At 66.3% G+C, this 15,703-nt stretch carries 13 protein-coding genes; 5 read left to right on the top strand and 8 right to left on the bottom strand.

The window, feature by feature from the left end; genetic code table 11:
- Position 1: 1 nt before the first annotated feature.
- Positions 2–1,102 carry a tartrate dehydrogenase gene (locus KYG_RS21410; RefSeq protein ID WP_008907028.1) on the bottom strand — a complete coding sequence of 367 codons (1,101 nt, stop codon included), beginning with the start codon at positions 1,100–1,102 and terminating at the stop codon, positions 2–4.
- Between the two features lie 124 nt (positions 1,103–1,226).
- Between KYG_RS21410 and KYG_RS21405 the strand changes: the two genes are divergently transcribed.
- Positions 1,227–2,174 carry a LysR substrate-binding domain-containing protein gene (locus KYG_RS21405; protein WP_192810341.1) on the top strand — a complete coding sequence of 316 codons (948 nt, stop codon included), beginning with the start codon at positions 1,227–1,229 and terminating at the stop codon, positions 2,172–2,174.
- A gap of 122 nt (positions 2,175–2,296) precedes the next feature.
- On the opposite strand, the gene KYG_RS21400 is transcribed toward KYG_RS21405, so the two are convergent.
- Positions 2,297–2,743 (bottom strand): GatB/YqeY domain-containing protein, encoded by a 447-nt coding sequence (locus KYG_RS21400; protein WP_008907026.1) that lies wholly within the window; start codon positions 2,741–2,743, stop codon positions 2,297–2,299.
- Between the two features lie 212 nt (positions 2,744–2,955).
- The gene (gene rpsU / locus KYG_RS21395; RefSeq protein ID WP_005799779.1) at positions 2,956–3,168 is read right to left on the bottom strand and encodes a 30S ribosomal protein S21; all 213 of its coding nucleotides are present in this window, start codon (positions 3,166–3,168) and stop codon (positions 2,956–2,958) included.
- 331 nt (positions 3,169–3,499) lie between these two features.
- On the opposite strand from rpsU, the gene KYG_RS21390 reads away from it, so the two are divergent.
- The gene (locus KYG_RS21390; protein WP_008907025.1) at positions 3,500–6,742 is read left to right on the top strand and encodes an EAL domain-containing protein; all 3,243 of its coding nucleotides are present in this window, start codon (positions 3,500–3,502) and stop codon (positions 6,740–6,742) included.
- 121 nt (positions 6,743–6,863) lie between these two features.
- On the opposite strand, the gene KYG_RS21385 is transcribed toward KYG_RS21390, so the two are convergent.
- Positions 6,864–8,111 carry an NAD(P)/FAD-dependent oxidoreductase gene (locus KYG_RS21385; RefSeq protein WP_008907024.1) on the bottom strand — a complete coding sequence of 416 codons (1,248 nt, stop codon included), beginning with the start codon at positions 8,109–8,111 and terminating at the stop codon, positions 6,864–6,866.
- A 264-nt stretch (positions 8,112–8,375) separates the two neighbouring features.
- Here KYG_RS21385 and KYG_RS21380 point away from each other — a divergent pair, with 264 nt between their 5' ends.
- Positions 8,376–10,076, top strand: coding sequence for a cation:proton antiporter (locus tag KYG_RS21380; RefSeq protein ID WP_008907023.1), 1,701 nt, complete (start codon positions 8,376–8,378; stop codon positions 10,074–10,076).
- Positions 10,077–10,284: 208 nt separating this feature from the next.
- Positions 10,285–10,764, top strand: coding sequence for a DUF4124 domain-containing protein (locus KYG_RS21375; RefSeq protein ID WP_008907022.1), 480 nt, complete (start codon positions 10,285–10,287; stop codon positions 10,762–10,764).
- Positions 10,765–10,787: 23 nt separating this feature from the next.
- Here the strand turns inward: KYG_RS21375 and KYG_RS21370 are convergent, their stop codons facing one another.
- Together KYG_RS21370 and KYG_RS21365 are read right to left on the bottom strand one after the other, a co-directional pair.
- Positions 10,788–11,963, bottom strand: a complete 1,176-nt coding sequence (locus KYG_RS21370; RefSeq protein ID WP_008907021.1) for an ABC transporter substrate-binding protein — start codon at positions 11,961–11,963, stop codon at positions 10,788–10,790.
- A 122-nt stretch (positions 11,964–12,085) separates the two neighbouring features.
- Positions 12,086–13,219, bottom strand: a complete 1,134-nt coding sequence (locus tag KYG_RS21365; RefSeq protein ID WP_008907020.1) for a sterol desaturase family protein — start codon at positions 13,217–13,219, stop codon at positions 12,086–12,088.
- A 124-nt stretch (positions 13,220–13,343) separates the two neighbouring features.
- Here KYG_RS21365 and KYG_RS21360 point away from each other — a divergent pair, with 124 nt between their 5' ends.
- Positions 13,344–13,832 (top strand): acyl-CoA thioesterase, encoded by a 489-nt coding sequence (locus KYG_RS21360; RefSeq protein ID WP_008907019.1) that lies wholly within the window; start codon positions 13,344–13,346, stop codon positions 13,830–13,832.
- Positions 13,833–13,853: 21 nt separating this feature from the next.
- Here KYG_RS21360 and cobA read toward each other — a convergent pair whose 3' ends face one another.
- Together cobA and ybiB are read right to left on the bottom strand one after the other, a co-directional pair.
- Entirely contained in the window at positions 13,854–14,684 is an 831-nt protein-coding gene (gene cobA / locus KYG_RS21355) for a uroporphyrinogen-III C-methyltransferase (protein WP_008907018.1), read from the bottom strand.
- Complete coding sequence (ybiB, locus tag KYG_RS21350) at positions 14,681–15,604, bottom strand: DNA-binding protein YbiB (RefSeq protein WP_008907017.1); 924 nt, start codon at positions 15,602–15,604, stop codon at positions 14,681–14,683. Before ybiB ends, cobA begins: the two co-directional genes overlap by 4 nt.
- Positions 15,605–15,703 lie beyond the last annotated feature (99 nt).

The raw sequence follows: 15,703 nt of genomic DNA, 5'->3' as shown, positions 1-15,703 counted from the left end.
ATTACCGCCGCCCTATCAGGCCCGCAACGGCCTCACCCACCTGTGTGGTGTTGGCCGTGCCGCCCAGGTCGGGAGTGCGCGGCCCGCTCTTGATCACCTCTTCGATGGCTGTGACGATGGCGTCGTGTGCCTGCCGGCCCGCGCCCTGGCCCCCGGTGAGAAAGTCCAGCATCAGCGCGCCCGACCAGATCATGGCAATCGGGTTGGCGATGTTCTTGCCATAGATGTCCGGTGCCGAGCCGTGCACAGGCTCGAACAGGCTGGGGAACTTGCGCTCGGGGTTCAGGTTTGCCGAGGGCGCCAGGCCGATGGTGCCGGTGGTGGCCGGGCCCAGGTCAGAGAGGATGTCGCCAAACAGGTTGGTGGCGGCCACCACGTCAAAGCGGCCGGGTTGCAGCACAAAGCGGGCGGTGAGGATGTCGATGTGCTGCTTGTCGAGTGTGACCTCGGGGTAGCCCTTGGCAACATCATCGGCGCGCTGGTCCCACCAGGGCATGCTGATGGCGATACCGTTGCTCTTGGTGGCCAGCGTGACGTGCTTTTTGGGACGGCTCTGGGCCAGGTCAAAGGCGAACTTCAGCAGGCGGTGGGCGCCGTGGCGCGAGTAGACCGATTCCTGGATCACGATCTCGCGGTCGGTGCCCTCGTACATGATGCCGCCGAGCGACGTGTATTCGCCCTCGGTGTTCTCGCGCACGACGTAGTAGTCGATGTCGCCGGGCTTGCGGCCGGCCAGCGGGCAGGGCACGCCTTCAAACAGGCGCACCGGGCGCAGGTTGATGTACTGGTCGAACTCGCGGCGGAATTTGAGCAGCGAGCCCCACAGCGAGATGTGGTCGGGCACGGTGGCGGGCCAGCCGACCGCGCCGAAGAAGATGGCGTCCATGCCTGCCAGCTGGGCCTTCCAGTCGTCGGGCATCATCTTGCCGTGGGCCGCGTAATAGTCGCAGCTGGCCCACTCGAACGTGTGCAGCTCCAGCCCCAGCCCGAACCGTTCTGCGGCCGCCTGGGTGGCGCGCAGGCCTTCGGGCATCACTTCCTTGCCAATGCCGTCTCCGGCGATGACGGCAATGCGATAGGTTTTGGTGGCGGGCAGGTTCATGGTGTGAAGCAGGTGGGTGAGGAATGGGAGGGCGCCGCCGATGCACGGGGCGCGGTTGCACCGCATTATCCGAGCGCCAACGATAACTACAATCCGCCAACCGTGGCCTCATCCTTCACACATCGTGCATAAAAACCCTGCCGCCGACGACTTGCGCGTGTTCGCTGCGGTGGTGCGCAAGTCCAGCTTTGGCGCCGCCGCCATCGAGCTCGGCACCTCACCGGCTTACGTGAGCAAGCGCATCCGCCTGCTCGAGCAGGATCTGCAGGTCAAGCTGCTGCACCGTACCACCCGCCGGGTGGCGGTGACCGAGGAGGGTGAGCGCGTTTTCCACTGGGCGCAGCGCATCCTGGACGATATGGAGCAGCTGCTGCAAGAGGTCGCCATCACCCGCAGCGCACCGCGCGGGCTGCTGCGCGTGAGCAGCAGCTTCGGCTTTGGGCGGCAGATCGTGGCGCCTGCGCTATCGCGGCTGGTGGAGCAGCACCCCGGCCTGCAGGTGCGGCTGGAGGTGTTCGACCGGCTGGTGGACGTGGCGGGCGAGGGTTTTGACCTGGATGTGCGCGTGGGCGACGAGATTGCGCCACACCTCATCGCGCGCCGCCTTGCCGACAACCACCGCGTGCTCTGTGCAGCTCCCGCCTACCTGCAGCGCAAGGGCGCTCCGCGCACGGTGGCGGACCTGGCTGCGCATGACTGCCTGGTGATCAAGGAGCGCGACCACCCGTTTGGCGTGTGGCGCCTGCGCAGCGGCGCGCAGGAAGAATCGGTGAAGGTGCGTGGCCCGCTGTCGGCCAACAACGGCGAGATGGCCGTGCAGTGGGCGGTGGACGGCCGCGGCATCGTACTGCGTTCGCTGTGGGATGTGGGCGCGCAGCTGCAGGCGGGGCGCCTGGTGCAGGTGCTGCCGCAGTGGCGGCAGGAGGCCAATGTGTGGGCCGTGTACCCCACGCGGCTGGAGCGCTCGGCCAAGGTGCGCGTGTGCGTGGAGTTCCTCCAGGAGCACTTTCGCGCCGGGTGGATGGCGCAGGCGGCGGGCAATGAGGGTGCCGGTGACAACGGCGCAGTTTGAAGCAAAAATAGCTGCTAGCGCTTATCTGGTAAGCGCAAGCAGCTATTAAAATGATACTAACCGCACGGCAGGCCGTAGTGCGGCCCGCGGGGTGGCGTTAAAGGAGTTTGGTCGTTGGCGGATCAGCCTGCCAGCGCCGCCTTCACCGCGGCCGAAACCTGGCCCATGTCGGCTTTGCCTGCCAGGCGGGTCTTGACCACGCCCATCACCTTGCCCATGTCGCCAGGGCCGGCGGCACCCAGCTCGGCCACGATGGCCTTCACCGCGGCCAGCGTTTCTTCGGCAGACATGCGCTCGGGCAGGTAGGCTTGCAGCACGGCCATCTCGGCCTTTTCCTTGTCGGCCAGGTCCTGGCGGCCCGCGCCTTCAAATGCCGTGATCGAGTCCTTGCGCTGCTTGATGAGCTTGTCCACGATGGCCACGACGGCCACGTCGTCCAGTTCGATGCGCTCGTCCACTTCCTTTTGCTTCATCGCGGCCTGCAGCAGGCGGATAGTGCCCAGGCGCTCGCTGTCCTTGGCGCGCATGGCGGTCTTCATGTCTTCGGTGATTTTTTCCTTGAGGCTCATGGCAGCTTCCTTTTTTTGATCAAGCAGAGAAGGAGGGTTTGCACAAAGCCCCTCTGGCCAGGCGCAGCGCCGCAGACAGTAGTTTCGCTACGGCAAGGCGCTGCAACGACGCCAGATAGCCTTTTGGCAGACCCGAAAAAACAAAAACCCGCGCTTGGCGTCCCTAGCGCGGGTTCTGGGACCCAAGCAAAAGGCTCGGGGCCGAAGATGGATCAGTACATCTTCTTGGGCAGTTGCATGCTGCGAACGCGCTTGTAGTGGCGCTTCACGGCGGCTGCCTTCTTGCGCTTGCGCTCGGCGGTGGGCTTTTCGTAGAACTCACGGGCGCGCAAGTCGGTCAGCAGGCCGAGCTTTTCAATGGTGCGCTTGAAGCGGCGCAGGGCAACGTCAAAGGGTTCGTTTTCTTTTACGCGGATCGTAGTCATTAGCTAATGTTTTCCAAATGGTGCCTGCAGAGGGGCTTGGGGAGATCGGGCCTCAAGTCCGTACGAAGCGGTTTCCCCGTCTGTAACTAGTATTTGGCCGACGGGGCATTGCCAGCGAAGCCGGAGATTATAGCCTTTATCCACGTTTACAGCGCAAGGGGATCCTGCCGGTCGGTAACCATGGTTTGCAAGACGGTGTTCAAACGGAGATGGCGCCAACCTTGGGAGCGCCAAGAGGCAGCCATGGCGCGGAAGTTGCTTCATGTTGTAACACTTTCTTTCATCGGTGGAGTCCCTGGCCATCTGCCGGGCGGCCTCCTCCGCGAACAACATGGCATTCATGCACCGCGTTTCGGGTTGGCTGGGCCGGCTCAGTGTGGGCCGCAAGCTCATGCTTATTTACCTGCTGGACCTGACGGCGGTCATCTACGTCTCCAGCATCCTGATCCACGAGAAATACCTGGCCATCGATTTCACGCGCAAGGAGGTGGTGGGCACCACCTACGCCGCCGTGGTGCGTGACGGCCTGCTGGGGCAGTTTCTGGATGCGGCGCGTCAACCACCCGATGTGGCGCAGGTGCTGGAGCGACTGACAGCGGTGCGCGCGGCGCACGATGCGCAGCTGCGCACCGCCGATGTGGCCCAGCGCTTCAGCGATGCGCTGGTGCAGTTGCCGGCCCGCGCGCCGCTGGCCGCCGGCGCGGCCGAGCAGGCGGCCGTGTCCGCCGCACCGTCGCTCATCCGCCAGCGCAGCCAGCTGTTGCGCGAGGGGCGCGAGTTGCTGACTACCGTGGGCAACCAGTCCAACCTGATTCTGGACCCCGACCTTGACAGCTACTACGTGATGTCGCTGGTGGTGCTGCGTTTTCCCGAGCTGCTGCAGGCGGTGCACGACACCGTGGTGTTCCTGGAGGCGGCGCCCGCAGGGCGCGGAGCGCAGTGGTCGTCCGAGCTGCTCACGCTGGTCGGGCGGCTCGATGCCGTGGCGCTTGGCATCGAGTCCGACTACAACCAGGCGTTCATCGCCGGATCGCCCGAAATGCGCGCAGCGCTGGCCAGCCAGCGGGAGGCACTCAAAATCTCGCTGGAGGGCTTCCAGTCCCTGCTGCAAGGTATGGCCGCAGGCGAGTCGCGGCTGACGATGGTGCAGGTGGGCACAGAGCAGTCGCAGGTGCTGGGGGCCCTGCGCGATGCGTGGACGGAGGGCATTGTGGATCTTGACCGCCTGCTCGATCAGCGGGTGGACAGCCTGTTTGCGCGCATGTGGCTGCACCTGGGCACGGCGCTGGTGTTGCTGGGCTGCATCCTGAGCCTCGTCACGCTGGTGGCGCGTCAGATCGCCAAGCCGCTGCAGCAACTGGCCCGTGTGGCCGACGAGGTGCGTACTAGCGGCGACCACACGCTGCGCGCGCGCTGGGTGAGTCGCGACGAGATCGGGCGCTTGGTCACCGCCTTCAACGAGATGCTGTCCCAGCTCGACCGCGACCGCGTGCTGCAGCAGGAGCTGGCCGCCAGCGCCCGGGCGGCCGAGGCGCAGCGCGAGCTGGTGGAGGCCTTCCCCATCCCCATGGTAGTCACGTCGATTCCCGAGCACGAGGTGCTGCATTCCAACGCGCCTGCAGCCCATTGGCTCGGTGGCCGCAAGACCGACCCCTGGGCCGCGGGGTTGGAGCCCGGCGTACGCGCGCGCTTCTTCCAGCGCCTGGCCGACCAGGGCCTGGTGGATGAGTTCGAGGTGCGCTGGAAGGGCGGTGCGGAAGCTTCGTGGGCCGTGCTGTCGGCGCGGCGGCTGCAGTTTCAGGGGCGCGACGCGGTGCTCACGGCGTTTACGCCCATCAATGTGCTCAAAGTCATGGAGCAGCGGCTGGAGCTGTGGGCCAAGGTGTTCGAAGCCTCGTCCGAGGGCATCATCATCATGAACGCTGATCAGAAAATCATCAGCGTCAACAAGGCGTTCTGCCGCAGCACGCACTACGACTTTTACGAGGTCATCGGCGAAGACCTGGGCTTCCTGCTAGAAGACGCGGGGGGCGAGCCGCTATCGCAGCAGATCAGCCGCACCATGCAGGAGAAGGAGTCCTGGCAGGGAGAGGTGCGGTTTCGCCGCCGCTCGGGCGAGACCTATCCGGCTTGGCTCATGGTGTCGGCCGTGCGCGAGAGCAAGGGCGGGCCGGTTGCCAACCACATCGGCATCTCCATCGACATCACCGACCGCAAGCTCAACGAGGAGCGCATCCAGTTCCTGGCCCACCACGACGTGCTCACCGAGCTGCCCAACCGGTCGCTGTGCGTCCAGCGCCTGCAGGCCGCACTGGCGCAGGCGCCCATCACCGGCGAAAAGGTGGCCGTGCTCTTCATCGACCTGGACCGATTCAAGTCCATCAACGACACGCTGGGCCACCACATCGGCGATGGGCTGCTGCGCTCGGTGGCCGGGCGCCTTACGCAGGCCGTACGCAGCCGCGACACCGTGAGCCGCTTGGGCGGGGACGAGTTCGTGGTCATCATGCGCGACGTCGCCGGGCGCGAGGATGTGCAGCAGCTGGTGGAGCGGCGCCTGATTTCGCTCATCCGCCAGAGCCACCCGGTGGAAGGGCACGAGCTGAACGTGTCGTGCAGTGTGGGCATCGCCGTCTACCCCGAGGACGGCAGCGACATCGACGAGCTCATGCGCCGTGCCGACGCTGCCATGTACGAGGCCAAGACCACGGGGCGCGATATGGCGTGTTTCTATTCGGCGGAGACCGACCAGCGTGCGCTGGCCCGGCAAACGGTAGAGCAGCACCTGCGCAGGGCCCTGGATCGCAACGAATTCAGCCTGCACTACCAGCCCCGCCTGGCCGCGAGCGGCGGTCAGCTTCTGGGCGTGGAGGCGCTGTTGCGGTGGACCAACCCTGCGCTGGGCCAGATCCCGCCGGGCGAGTTCATTCCCATTGCCGAGGAGACCGGCATGATCCGCGCCATCGGCCACTGGGTGCTGCAACAGGCCTGCGCGCAGTGGGTGCAGTGGCAAGCGCCTGCCCACCGAGCCGCGCTGGGCGATGTGTGCGTCTCGGTCAACCTCTCGGCCGCGCAGCTGGCCGATCCGCAACTGGTGCCCGACATCGCGGCCCTGCTGGCGCGCACCGGCATGCCCGCGCACCGGCTGGAGCTGGAGATCACTGAATCACAGCTCATGGACAACGCCCATGCGGCCGAGCAGCAGCTGGCTGCACTGAAGGCGCTGGGCGTGTTGCTGTCCATCGACGACTTCGGCACCGGTTATTCCAGCCTGGCCTACCTGAAGCGCTTTGACATCGACCGGCTGAAGGTGGACAAATCCTTCGTGCACGACATGCTGACCAACCCGGCGGACCTGGCCATCACCCGCGCCATCATTGCGCTCGGCCACACCCTGGGCCTCAAGATCGTGGCCGAAGGCGTGGAGGACCTGGCCACGGCACAGGTGCTGAGCGCACTGGGTTGTGAGGAGCTGCAGGGCTACCACTTCAGCCGCCCGCTGCCGCCGCAGGCGCTGCTGGCGTGGGCGGAGCAGCACGGGGCGCTGCAGGGTCGGGTGGTCGCCGCGGCTTAGGGTCGAAACACGCGCTGCGCAGGCGGGGCGCCGAGCAAGGGCCGCCCCGCAGTGAGGGCGTCGTCACCCTGCCCGCGGCGCTTTGCGCTGCGAGAGCGGCGGGGGGAAGGCCTGCAGGGCCTCAGGGGGGCGTCACTTGCAACGCCTGCGCACACGCATGCGCACTGGCCCAGGCCCACTGAAAGTTGTAGCCGCCCAGCCACCCGGTCACATCCACCACCTCGCCAATGAAGTACAGGCCGGGCTGCGTCTTGCACTCCATGGTTTGCTGCGACAGCGCCTTGGTGTCCACGCCGCCCAGCGTGACCTCGGCCTTTTTGTAGCCCTCGGTGCCCGTAGGTGTGAGCTCCCAGCGCGCCAGTTGCTCGGCCAAGCGCGCCAGGGCTTTGTCCGATGCCTCGTTGATGGGGCGCTGCCAATCCGCCTCGCGGCTGGCCCAGGCATCGGCCAGGCGGCTCGGGACCAGCGTGGCCAGCTCATTGGCGATCAGCTTGCGCGAGCGGGCCTTGGCCTGGGCCAGCGCGGCGGGCAGATCTGCCGTGGGCGCGAGGTTGATGGCCAGCGGCGTGCCTTCCTGCCAGTAGCTGGAAATCTGCAGAACGGCCGGGCCCGACAGGCCGCGGTGGGTGAACAGCAGGTCTTCGTCGAAGGCCATACGGGCTTTCTTGGCACCGGTGCTGATTTGCACCGGAAGCGCCAAGCCCGCGAGTTGCGCATACGGCGCCCAACCCGTGCCATCAAAGGTCAGCGGCACCAGGCCCGGGCGCCGCTCGACCAGCGGGATATTGAACTGTAGTGCCAGCCGGTAGCCAAAGTCGGTGGCGCCGATCTTGGGGATGGACAGCCCACCCGTGGCAATGACCACCGAGCGGGCCTGCACCGTGCCGCGCTCAGTATCAATTTGATAGCTGTTGGCGCTTTCTGGATAAGCGCCAGAGGCCAAAAAGGCTATATTTTTGACCCCGCAGGGCTGCCAGTGCGTCACCCCGCCCGCCGCGCACTCGGCCAGCAGCATGGCAATGATGTCCTCGGCCGAGCGGTCGGCAAAGAGCTGGCCCTTGTGCTTTTCGTGAAACGGGATGCCGTGCTTTTGCACCAGCGCAATGAAGTCGGCGGGCGTGTAGCGCGACAGCGCCGAGCGGCAGAACTGCGGGTTCTGCCCCACAAAGTGCTTGTGTGGCGCGGCCGGGTCCAGGTCGCGGTTGGTGAAATTGCAGCGCCCGCCGCCCGAGATGCGGATCTTCTCGGCCACCTTGTCGGCGTGGTCGATAAGCAGGACCTTCAGCCCGCGCTGGCCCGCCTGGCCCGCGCAGAACAGGCCGGCCGCACCGGCGCCGATGACAACGGCGTCAAAGAATGGGGGAGTCATGGGCAGGGCGCATCGAGAGGGCAAAGGCGCCGATTGTGACGCGTTCACGGGCCTTGCCGGTGACGGGCCCCGGGCAGGGCGGTGCGCAACGGGCGCAGACCTTGGGGTTCGGACGTTGCCGTTGCGGACACCATAATGACCTGGCAGCCTGCACGGCGGCCCAGCGGGCACATCAGCCCCCCGGCCGGGCCGGGAGCGTGCCCAAAGCTCGCCGCCAAGCGGCCCTGCAAACACCCACCCGACAACGCACAGACCCACGGACCCATGGAAAACCTCACCCAAATCCTCTTGCTGCTTGGCGTTGCCATTGCCGTGGTGGTGGTTTTCCAGCGGCTGCACGTTCCCACCAGCCTGGGCTACCTGCTGGTGGGCTTCATTCTCGGGCCGCACACCTTGGGCCCCACGGTGTCGGTACCCGCCTTTGACGCCATTGCCGAGTTTGGCGTGGTGTTCCTGCTCTTCACCATCGGGCTCAATTACTCGCTGCCCCAGTTGCAGATCCTGCGGCACCAGGTGCTGGGCCTGGGAACGGGGCAGGTGGTGCTGACTACCGTGCTGGTCGGGGGCATCTGCTGGCTGGCGGGCCTGCCAGCGCCGGCTGCCTTTGTGTTTGGCGCCGTGTTTGCCCAGTCGTCCACCACCATCATCGGCAGCCTGCTGGCCGAGCGGGGCGAGGACAACACCCAGCACGGGCGCCTGGGGCTGGCGATGTCGGTGTTCCAGGATGTCACCGCCGTGCCTTTTCTCGTCATCATCCCGGTGCTGGGCACCTCGGTGGCTGCGGCTGCCCTGGCCGCAACGCTGGGTTGGGCGCTGGCCAAGGCCGTGCTGGCGTTTGCCCTGGTGTTCTTTGCCGGGCGGTGGTTGCTGCGGCCGCTCTTTCATTGGGTGTCCGAGCGCAGGTCGGTGGAGGCCTTCACCCTGGCTGTGCTGCTGGTGGCGCTGTTTGCGGCCTGGACCACGCAAAGCCTGGGCCTGTCGCTGGCGTTTGGCGCTTTCCTGGCGGGAATGATGCTGGGCGAGACAGAGTTCCGCCACCAGGTGGAGTCCAGCGTGCGCCCGTTTCGCGATGTGCTGTTGGGGCTGTTCTTCATCGGCATCGGGATGCGGTTTGATCCCGCCGCCATCGTGCCGATCTGGCAGTGGGCGGTGCTGGGGGCCTTGCTGCTGCTGGCCAGCAAAACCCTGATCGTGGCGGCCACGGTGCGCCGCATGGGGGTGGAGCCGCAGGTGGCGTGGCGCACGGGGCTGCTGCTGAGCGTGGGCGGCGAGTTCGGCCTGGCGCTGGTGGCCATCGCGCTGGATGCGCGTGTTTTCGACGAGCAGCTGGGGCAGATTGCCATCACCTCCGTGCTGATTTCCATGGTGCTGGGCGCACTGCTGATCCGGTTCAACGGGGCCATCGCCGCGCGCCTGGCCGCGGATTCGGGCTCCGACGCGCCACCCCCGGCAGGCTTGCCCGATTCGGCCACGCCCCAGGTCATCATTGGCGGCTACGGGCGTGTGGGGCACACGGTGGCGGTGCTGCTGGAGGCCAGCGGCGTGCCCTACATTGCGCTCGACACCGACCCCAAACGGCTGGCCCAGGGCCGCGCGGATGGCCATGCGGTGGCGTATGGCGACATTTCCGACCCGGAACTGCTGGCGGCCATCCATGTGGAACGCGCCGCGTTGCTGGTGATCACGGTGGACCGTCCGGAAGCGGCCCTGAAGGCCATCGACTACCTGCGGCGCGCCTGCCCCCAGGTGCCCGTCATCGCCCGTGCCCGCGACCTGGAGAGCAGCAGCCGGCTGCTGCAGGCCGGTGCCGTGCACGCCTACCCCGAGACCATCGAGGCCAGCCTGCGCCTGGGTGCGGCAGCGTTGCACCTGTTGAACAAGCCGACCCCCGAGATTGACGAGGTGCTGCAAGGGGTGAGGGACATGGGCTACCGGCCCGTGCTGGAGCCCGGCGAAAAGGGGTGACTGCCATCGGGCCGGCAGTGTGTGGCAGATTGCTATCAAAATAATAGCTGCTTGCGCTTTATGGATAAGCGCCAGGTGCCAGAAAAGTGTGTAGTTTTGACTGGGAGCCGGACGCATACGCCACAGCGCCGATCCGTTCGCAGCCTGCTGGCCCAGGGGAGTGGGGCGCGGTAGCATGCGCCATCCGCCTGTCTGAGGAAACCCGCTCATGAACCCGATCCGCTGTGCCGTTTTCGCTGTGCTGTGGGGCTGCCTGGCCCCGGCCTGGGCCGTCCACAAATGCACCGACGCCCAGGGCAAGGTCTCGTTCCAGGATGCTCCATGCCCGGGCCAGGGCGAGAAAGTGGATGTGCGCCCTGCCATGCAGGGTGCTACCCCCGTGCCGCCCCCCGCTTCCACCGCGAAGGAGGGCGCCTTTGGCCCATCGTGGCAGCGCAAGCACTATCTGGAGAGCCAGGGCGTGCCCCAGGCACGCGCGGCCGTGCAGCGCAGCGAGCGCGAATGTACCGGGCCGCCTGCCGAGGCGGTCGCCCAGGCGGGCCCGCTGCGGCGCACGCTGCCGTCCGGATCCCAGTTCGCGCAGGAACGCGCGGCCGATGCCAACAAGGACAAGGCCGCGTGCGATGCCCGCACGCAGGAGCTGCGCAACCAGCTCAAGGCGCTGGAAGAGGAGTTGAGCTCTCTGTAAACGGCCCCGCGCGGCGTGGGCGCCTATTGCAGGTAGACGCCCCCCGAGCCCACCACCGCAATGTCCACAAAGTTGGAGCCGTGGTGGTTCTGCGGGCTGAACTGGTAGGTGTAGCCGCCCAGGTCGAGCGTGCCCAGGCCTTCCATGGCCTGTACCAGGCTTGCGCGTGTCACGCCGGGGCCTGCAGCGCGCAGGCCTTCGATCAGCACGCGTGCGTCCATGTAGCCGGTGTAGCGGTCGTAGTCCGCAGGTTTGCCATGGCGCTTCATGGACGCCTGGAAATCGCGGGTCAGCTGGATGGTGGGCTTGGTGGGCGATGGCCCGGTGCGCGCCACGGCCAGTCCGCGCGCTTCTTCGCCCAGCGCCTTGAGCACGGCCGAGCCTGCGCCCAGCGACAGCGTGTACACCGGGACACCAAGGTGGGCGCGGTTGGCCTTCACATAGGCAACCACCGGTGGGCCCGCTGCCACCAGCAGCACGGCCTGCGGTTTTTGCGCCGCGAGCGTTTTGGCGGCTGCGGCGGCGTCCTCTCCGGTGGGGGCCAGGGCGTGGGAGCCAGCCAGCGACGCGCCTTCGGCCGTGATGGTTTTCTCCACCAGCGGCAGCAACAGCTTGCCGAAATCGTTGTTCTCATAGACCACCGCGATGCGCGAGGTCTGGACTGCCACCAGGTTGCGCACGATCTTCACCAGCTCGTCCGCATAGCTTGCGCGGGTGGTGAACAGATAGGGATGCTGCTGCGCGCGTATCGCCGGGCTGCCGGTGTACACGCCGATCAGCGGCAACTTGGCCTCGACCAGGTAGGGCAGCAACGCCATGACCTGCGAGGTGCCTGACACACCCAGCAGGGCCACCACGCCGTCTTTCTCGCTCAGTTGCCGGGCGTTTTCCAGGGTGCGGCGGGGGTCGAATCCGTCATCCAGCGACACGATGCGGATCTTGCGCCCGCCAATGCCCCCTTTGGCGTTGGCGTCCTCGATGGCGGCCTCCTGACCTTCGTGCACGGGCGCGAGAAAGGGCGCCATGCCACCCGACAAGGCGGTGGAGCGGCCGATGAGGATGTCGTTCTTGCCGACAGCGGTCTGGGCGCCCGCAGGCAGCGCGCCAAAGACCGCGAGGCCCGCCATCGCCTGCACCAGGCTTCGGCGGCGTGTCAGTGCGGGGTGTGAGCCGCTGGGTTGGGCATTGTGTTTCGTCATCAGTCAGCTCCTGGAGGGGGTATCGGCTTGGCGCGATGGTAGGAGCGCATCGTCCCACGTCCCTGAGGGTTAACACCGGGGATGCGTCAAGTTAGAGACAGACGCCTACGCCTACCCCTTCTCTACCCCTTCCACGTGAACGGGAACTTGAACTGCCGGATGAACCCGTTGGGCACGTAGTCGCCCAGCACGCCATATTTTTCGGGCCAGAGCTTGGTGCTCTGGACGGCCGTGCCAAACAGGTAGTCCAGGAAGGCGAAATGCGCGGCGTAGTTCTTGTCCAGCGCTTCCTGGTCCTGGCTGTGGTGCCAGTGGTGAAAGTTGGGCGTGACCAGCACGTAGCGCAGCGGCCCCAGTCGCACGCTCACGTTGGCGTGGTTGAACACGGCCTGAAAGCCCACGATCACGATGTACGCGTCGATCACTTCCTTGCTGAAGCCCAGCACGTAGATGGGCGCCAGCACCAGCGTGCGGGTGATGATGAGTTCCAGGATGTGCTGGCGGGAGCCGGCCATCCAGTCCATGCTTTTGACGCTGTGGTGCACCGCGTGCAAACGCCACAGCAGCGGCACCTCGTGGTAGGCGCGGTGCGTCCAGTACTGCACCAGGTCGGCCACCAGCACGATGAGGAACAGCGCCACCCAGAAGTTCAGCCCCTGCACCCAGCCGCGAATGCCGTCGCTGGCGGCCCAGCCAAAGAACTTGTGCACGATGAGGTTGGTGGCCAACAGCACAAAGCCCACCACCATGTGGTTGACGATGAAGTGGTGAAAGTCGGTCTGCCACTCGGCGCGGAACACGGGCTGGTCCTTGCGCAGTGCCCACAGCTTCTCGATGAAGATGAAGATCAGCGAGCTGCCCAGCAGGTCCAGGATGAACCAGTCCAGGCCGATGTACAGCGTGTCATCCGGAAAGTTTGGGTCCACCTCCACCTTGTGGCCCCCCAGCAGCGCCGCCAGCACCACCATCGCGAAGGCAAAGCTTGCCAGCCAGCGCGACCGGTTGAACAGGATGTTGACCAGCGAAATGCCTCCGGCTACGGCCATGGCCACCAGCAAAATGTTGCGGATCACCGCCACGTCATAGCTCTTGCGCAGCTGCGGCGTGGTCAGGTATTCCGGAAAATGAAATGCCAGTACACCCAGAAAGCACAGCACGGCCAGCGTGAGCGCAATCACCCCAGACACCAGGCCTCGCCCGCGCCGCAGCGCGCCATGGCTTTCGGTGAACTCATTGAGCTTGTCGATTTCGAGCATGGTTTCTCCTGCGGCCTCCACCGCTGCATTTTTATGAAAAAGACCTTGTACCGGCCCTGGTCGCGGGAGTGTAGCGGGCCTGCCCGTGGCGTCCGTCCGGCGGGCCGACCCCTAAAATTGCAGCATGAACATCCCTGCCCACCAACTCAGCATGACGGTGCTGATGTCCCCCGACATGGCCAACTTTTCAGGCAATGTGCATGGCGGCGCCATCCTCAAGCTGCTGGACCAGGTGGCCTATTCCTGCGCAAGCCGCTACTCCGCGTGCTATGTGGTGACGCTGAGCGTGGACCAGGTGATGTTCCTGCAGCCCATCCATGTGGGCGAACTCGTGACCTTCCTGGCCAGCGTGAACTACACCGGTACGTCGTCCATGGAAGTGGGCATCAAGGTGGTGGCCGAAGACATCCGATCGCAGGTGGTGCGGCACGTGAACAGCTGCTTCTTCACGATGGTGGCGGTGGACGAAGCGCGCAAGCCTGTGCAGGTTCCGCCGCTTCACCCGGCCACGCCCGACGAACGCCGCCGCTGGGATGCGGCGCTGCTTCGAAAGGCCTTGCGCAAGGAGCTGGCGCAGCGTTTTGCGCAGGTGCGCGAGACGCCTGGGCCGTAAGAACACCCCGCGCTCTCGATCTCAGCCCCTGCGCACTGCCTGCTGGGGTGCCTCCATCGGGTGCGCCGCCGCCGCAACACCCCGCACCACGTCGCCCACCACGATCACAGACGGACTGGCAAGGCCTTCGCGGGTGATGGTGCCGTGCAGGTCACCCAGGGTGGTGATGGCATGCCGCTGGTGCGGCAGGCTGGCGTGCTGGATGACGGCCACAGGCGTGTCGGAGGGCAGGCCCGTGAGCAGCTCTTGCTCGATGGTGGCGGCGCCACTCACGCCCATGTAGATGACCAGCGTGAGCTTGGCGTCGCGCGCCGTGGCGGCCAGCTGGCGCCAGTCAGTGCCCGCGTCGCCGGGCTTGGCGTGGCCGGTGACAAACACCACGCCATGCGCGTGCTCGCGGTGGGTGAGCGGTGCGCCCAGCGAAGTCAGCCCTGCGAGCCCTGCGGTGATGCCGTTGATGACGGTGACCTGCACGCCTGCGGCACGCAGGTGCTCCACCTCTTCGCCGCCCCGGCCAAAGATGAACGGGTCGCCGCCCTTGAGGCGCACCACGTTCTCGCCTTCGTTCACGGCCATCAGCATGAGCTTTTCGATGAAGGCCTGGGGTGTGCTCTTGCAGCCGCCGCGCTTGCCCACATAGACGATGCGCGCCGTGGGCGAGGCATGGGCCACGATGGCATCGCTGACCAGGTCATCCACCAGCAGCACCGTGGCCGCCTGGATGGCCTTGAGCGCCTTGAGGGTGAGCAGCTCCGGGTCACCCGGGCCTGCGCCCACCAGCGTGCAACGGCCGCCGGTGCCCAGGTGCGGTGGGGTCGTGGGCGGCGTGGTGGAAGGCGTGGGGCGGGTCATGGGGATGTCTCCGAAGCAGTTTGACCAGCAACGTGCAAGATGTGTTCCACCTGCCGCTTGATGGCAGGTGGAATCGGCAAATTGCCCGCCAGCACCTGGCGTGTGTAGGTGGCCGTAGTGGCCACGTCGATCTCGGCAGGCAGGCCGGGCACCTCGCTGGCCGTGCCCGGTTGCTGTGCCTCCAGCACCGTGTGTTCGCCGCGCACAAAGCCGTCGTAGCGCGGCGTGCGGCGTGGGTCGGTCGCGACTTCGCCCTCCAGCCCGCGCGAAAGCAAGGCGTTCATGCCCAGCGTGCGAAAGGTGCTCTGCAGCATCTCGAAATATTCGGGGTGGGTGTATGCGGTGACCACCACCGACGGCCCCGCGCAAGGGCTCATCAGCTTGACCACGCTGTGCCCCGGGTTGCGCAGACCCACCACCTCGCGCACGGCCAGCAGGCGCGCCAGCCCCGCGTGCAGGTGCTGGGTATGGATATGGCGCACCGTGCCGTTTGCTATCTTTTCAGGAGCTATCAGGGCAGGTACTTCTAGCGCATCAAGCACATCCGATGCCAAAACCCGCCGCGCCTCGGTGCGCATGCCGTGCAGCAGCACGGGCAGCCCTTCGCGCGCCAGCAGCAGCGCCAGCAGTGGCGTCAGCACCGGCAGCTTGCGGGCGCCGTTGTAGCTGGGCAGCACGATGAGCGGGCGGTCGGTGACGGGCAGCAGCGCCAGGCGCTGGTGGGTGGCATCTAGAAAGCCGCACATCTCTTCGGACGTTTCGCCCTTGATGCGCATGGCCAAGCAGAAGGCGCCGATCTCCAGGTCGGTCACGGCACCGTCCAGCACCTGGCCGAACAGGTCGGCAGCCTGCTCGCGCGACAGCGGCTTGGCGCCGCGCGCGCCGCGTCCGATTTCCTTGATGTACTGGGCGATGGCCATGGTTCTTGGTGGCGGGACTTGTGAAACAGGGCTCTAGTGTGGTGTTGCACGCTATCTGGCACTGCAAACCGTGTCTTTTCTACCAGGGCTGCGTTGCAA

This window comes from Acidovorax sp. NO-1, from assembly GCF_000238595.1.
Lineage (GTDB): Bacteria > Pseudomonadota > Gammaproteobacteria > Burkholderiales > Burkholderiaceae_C > Acidovorax.
The sequence above is the reverse complement of the archived record's forward strand: the minus strand, read 5'-3'. Positions and strand labels throughout refer to the sequence as shown.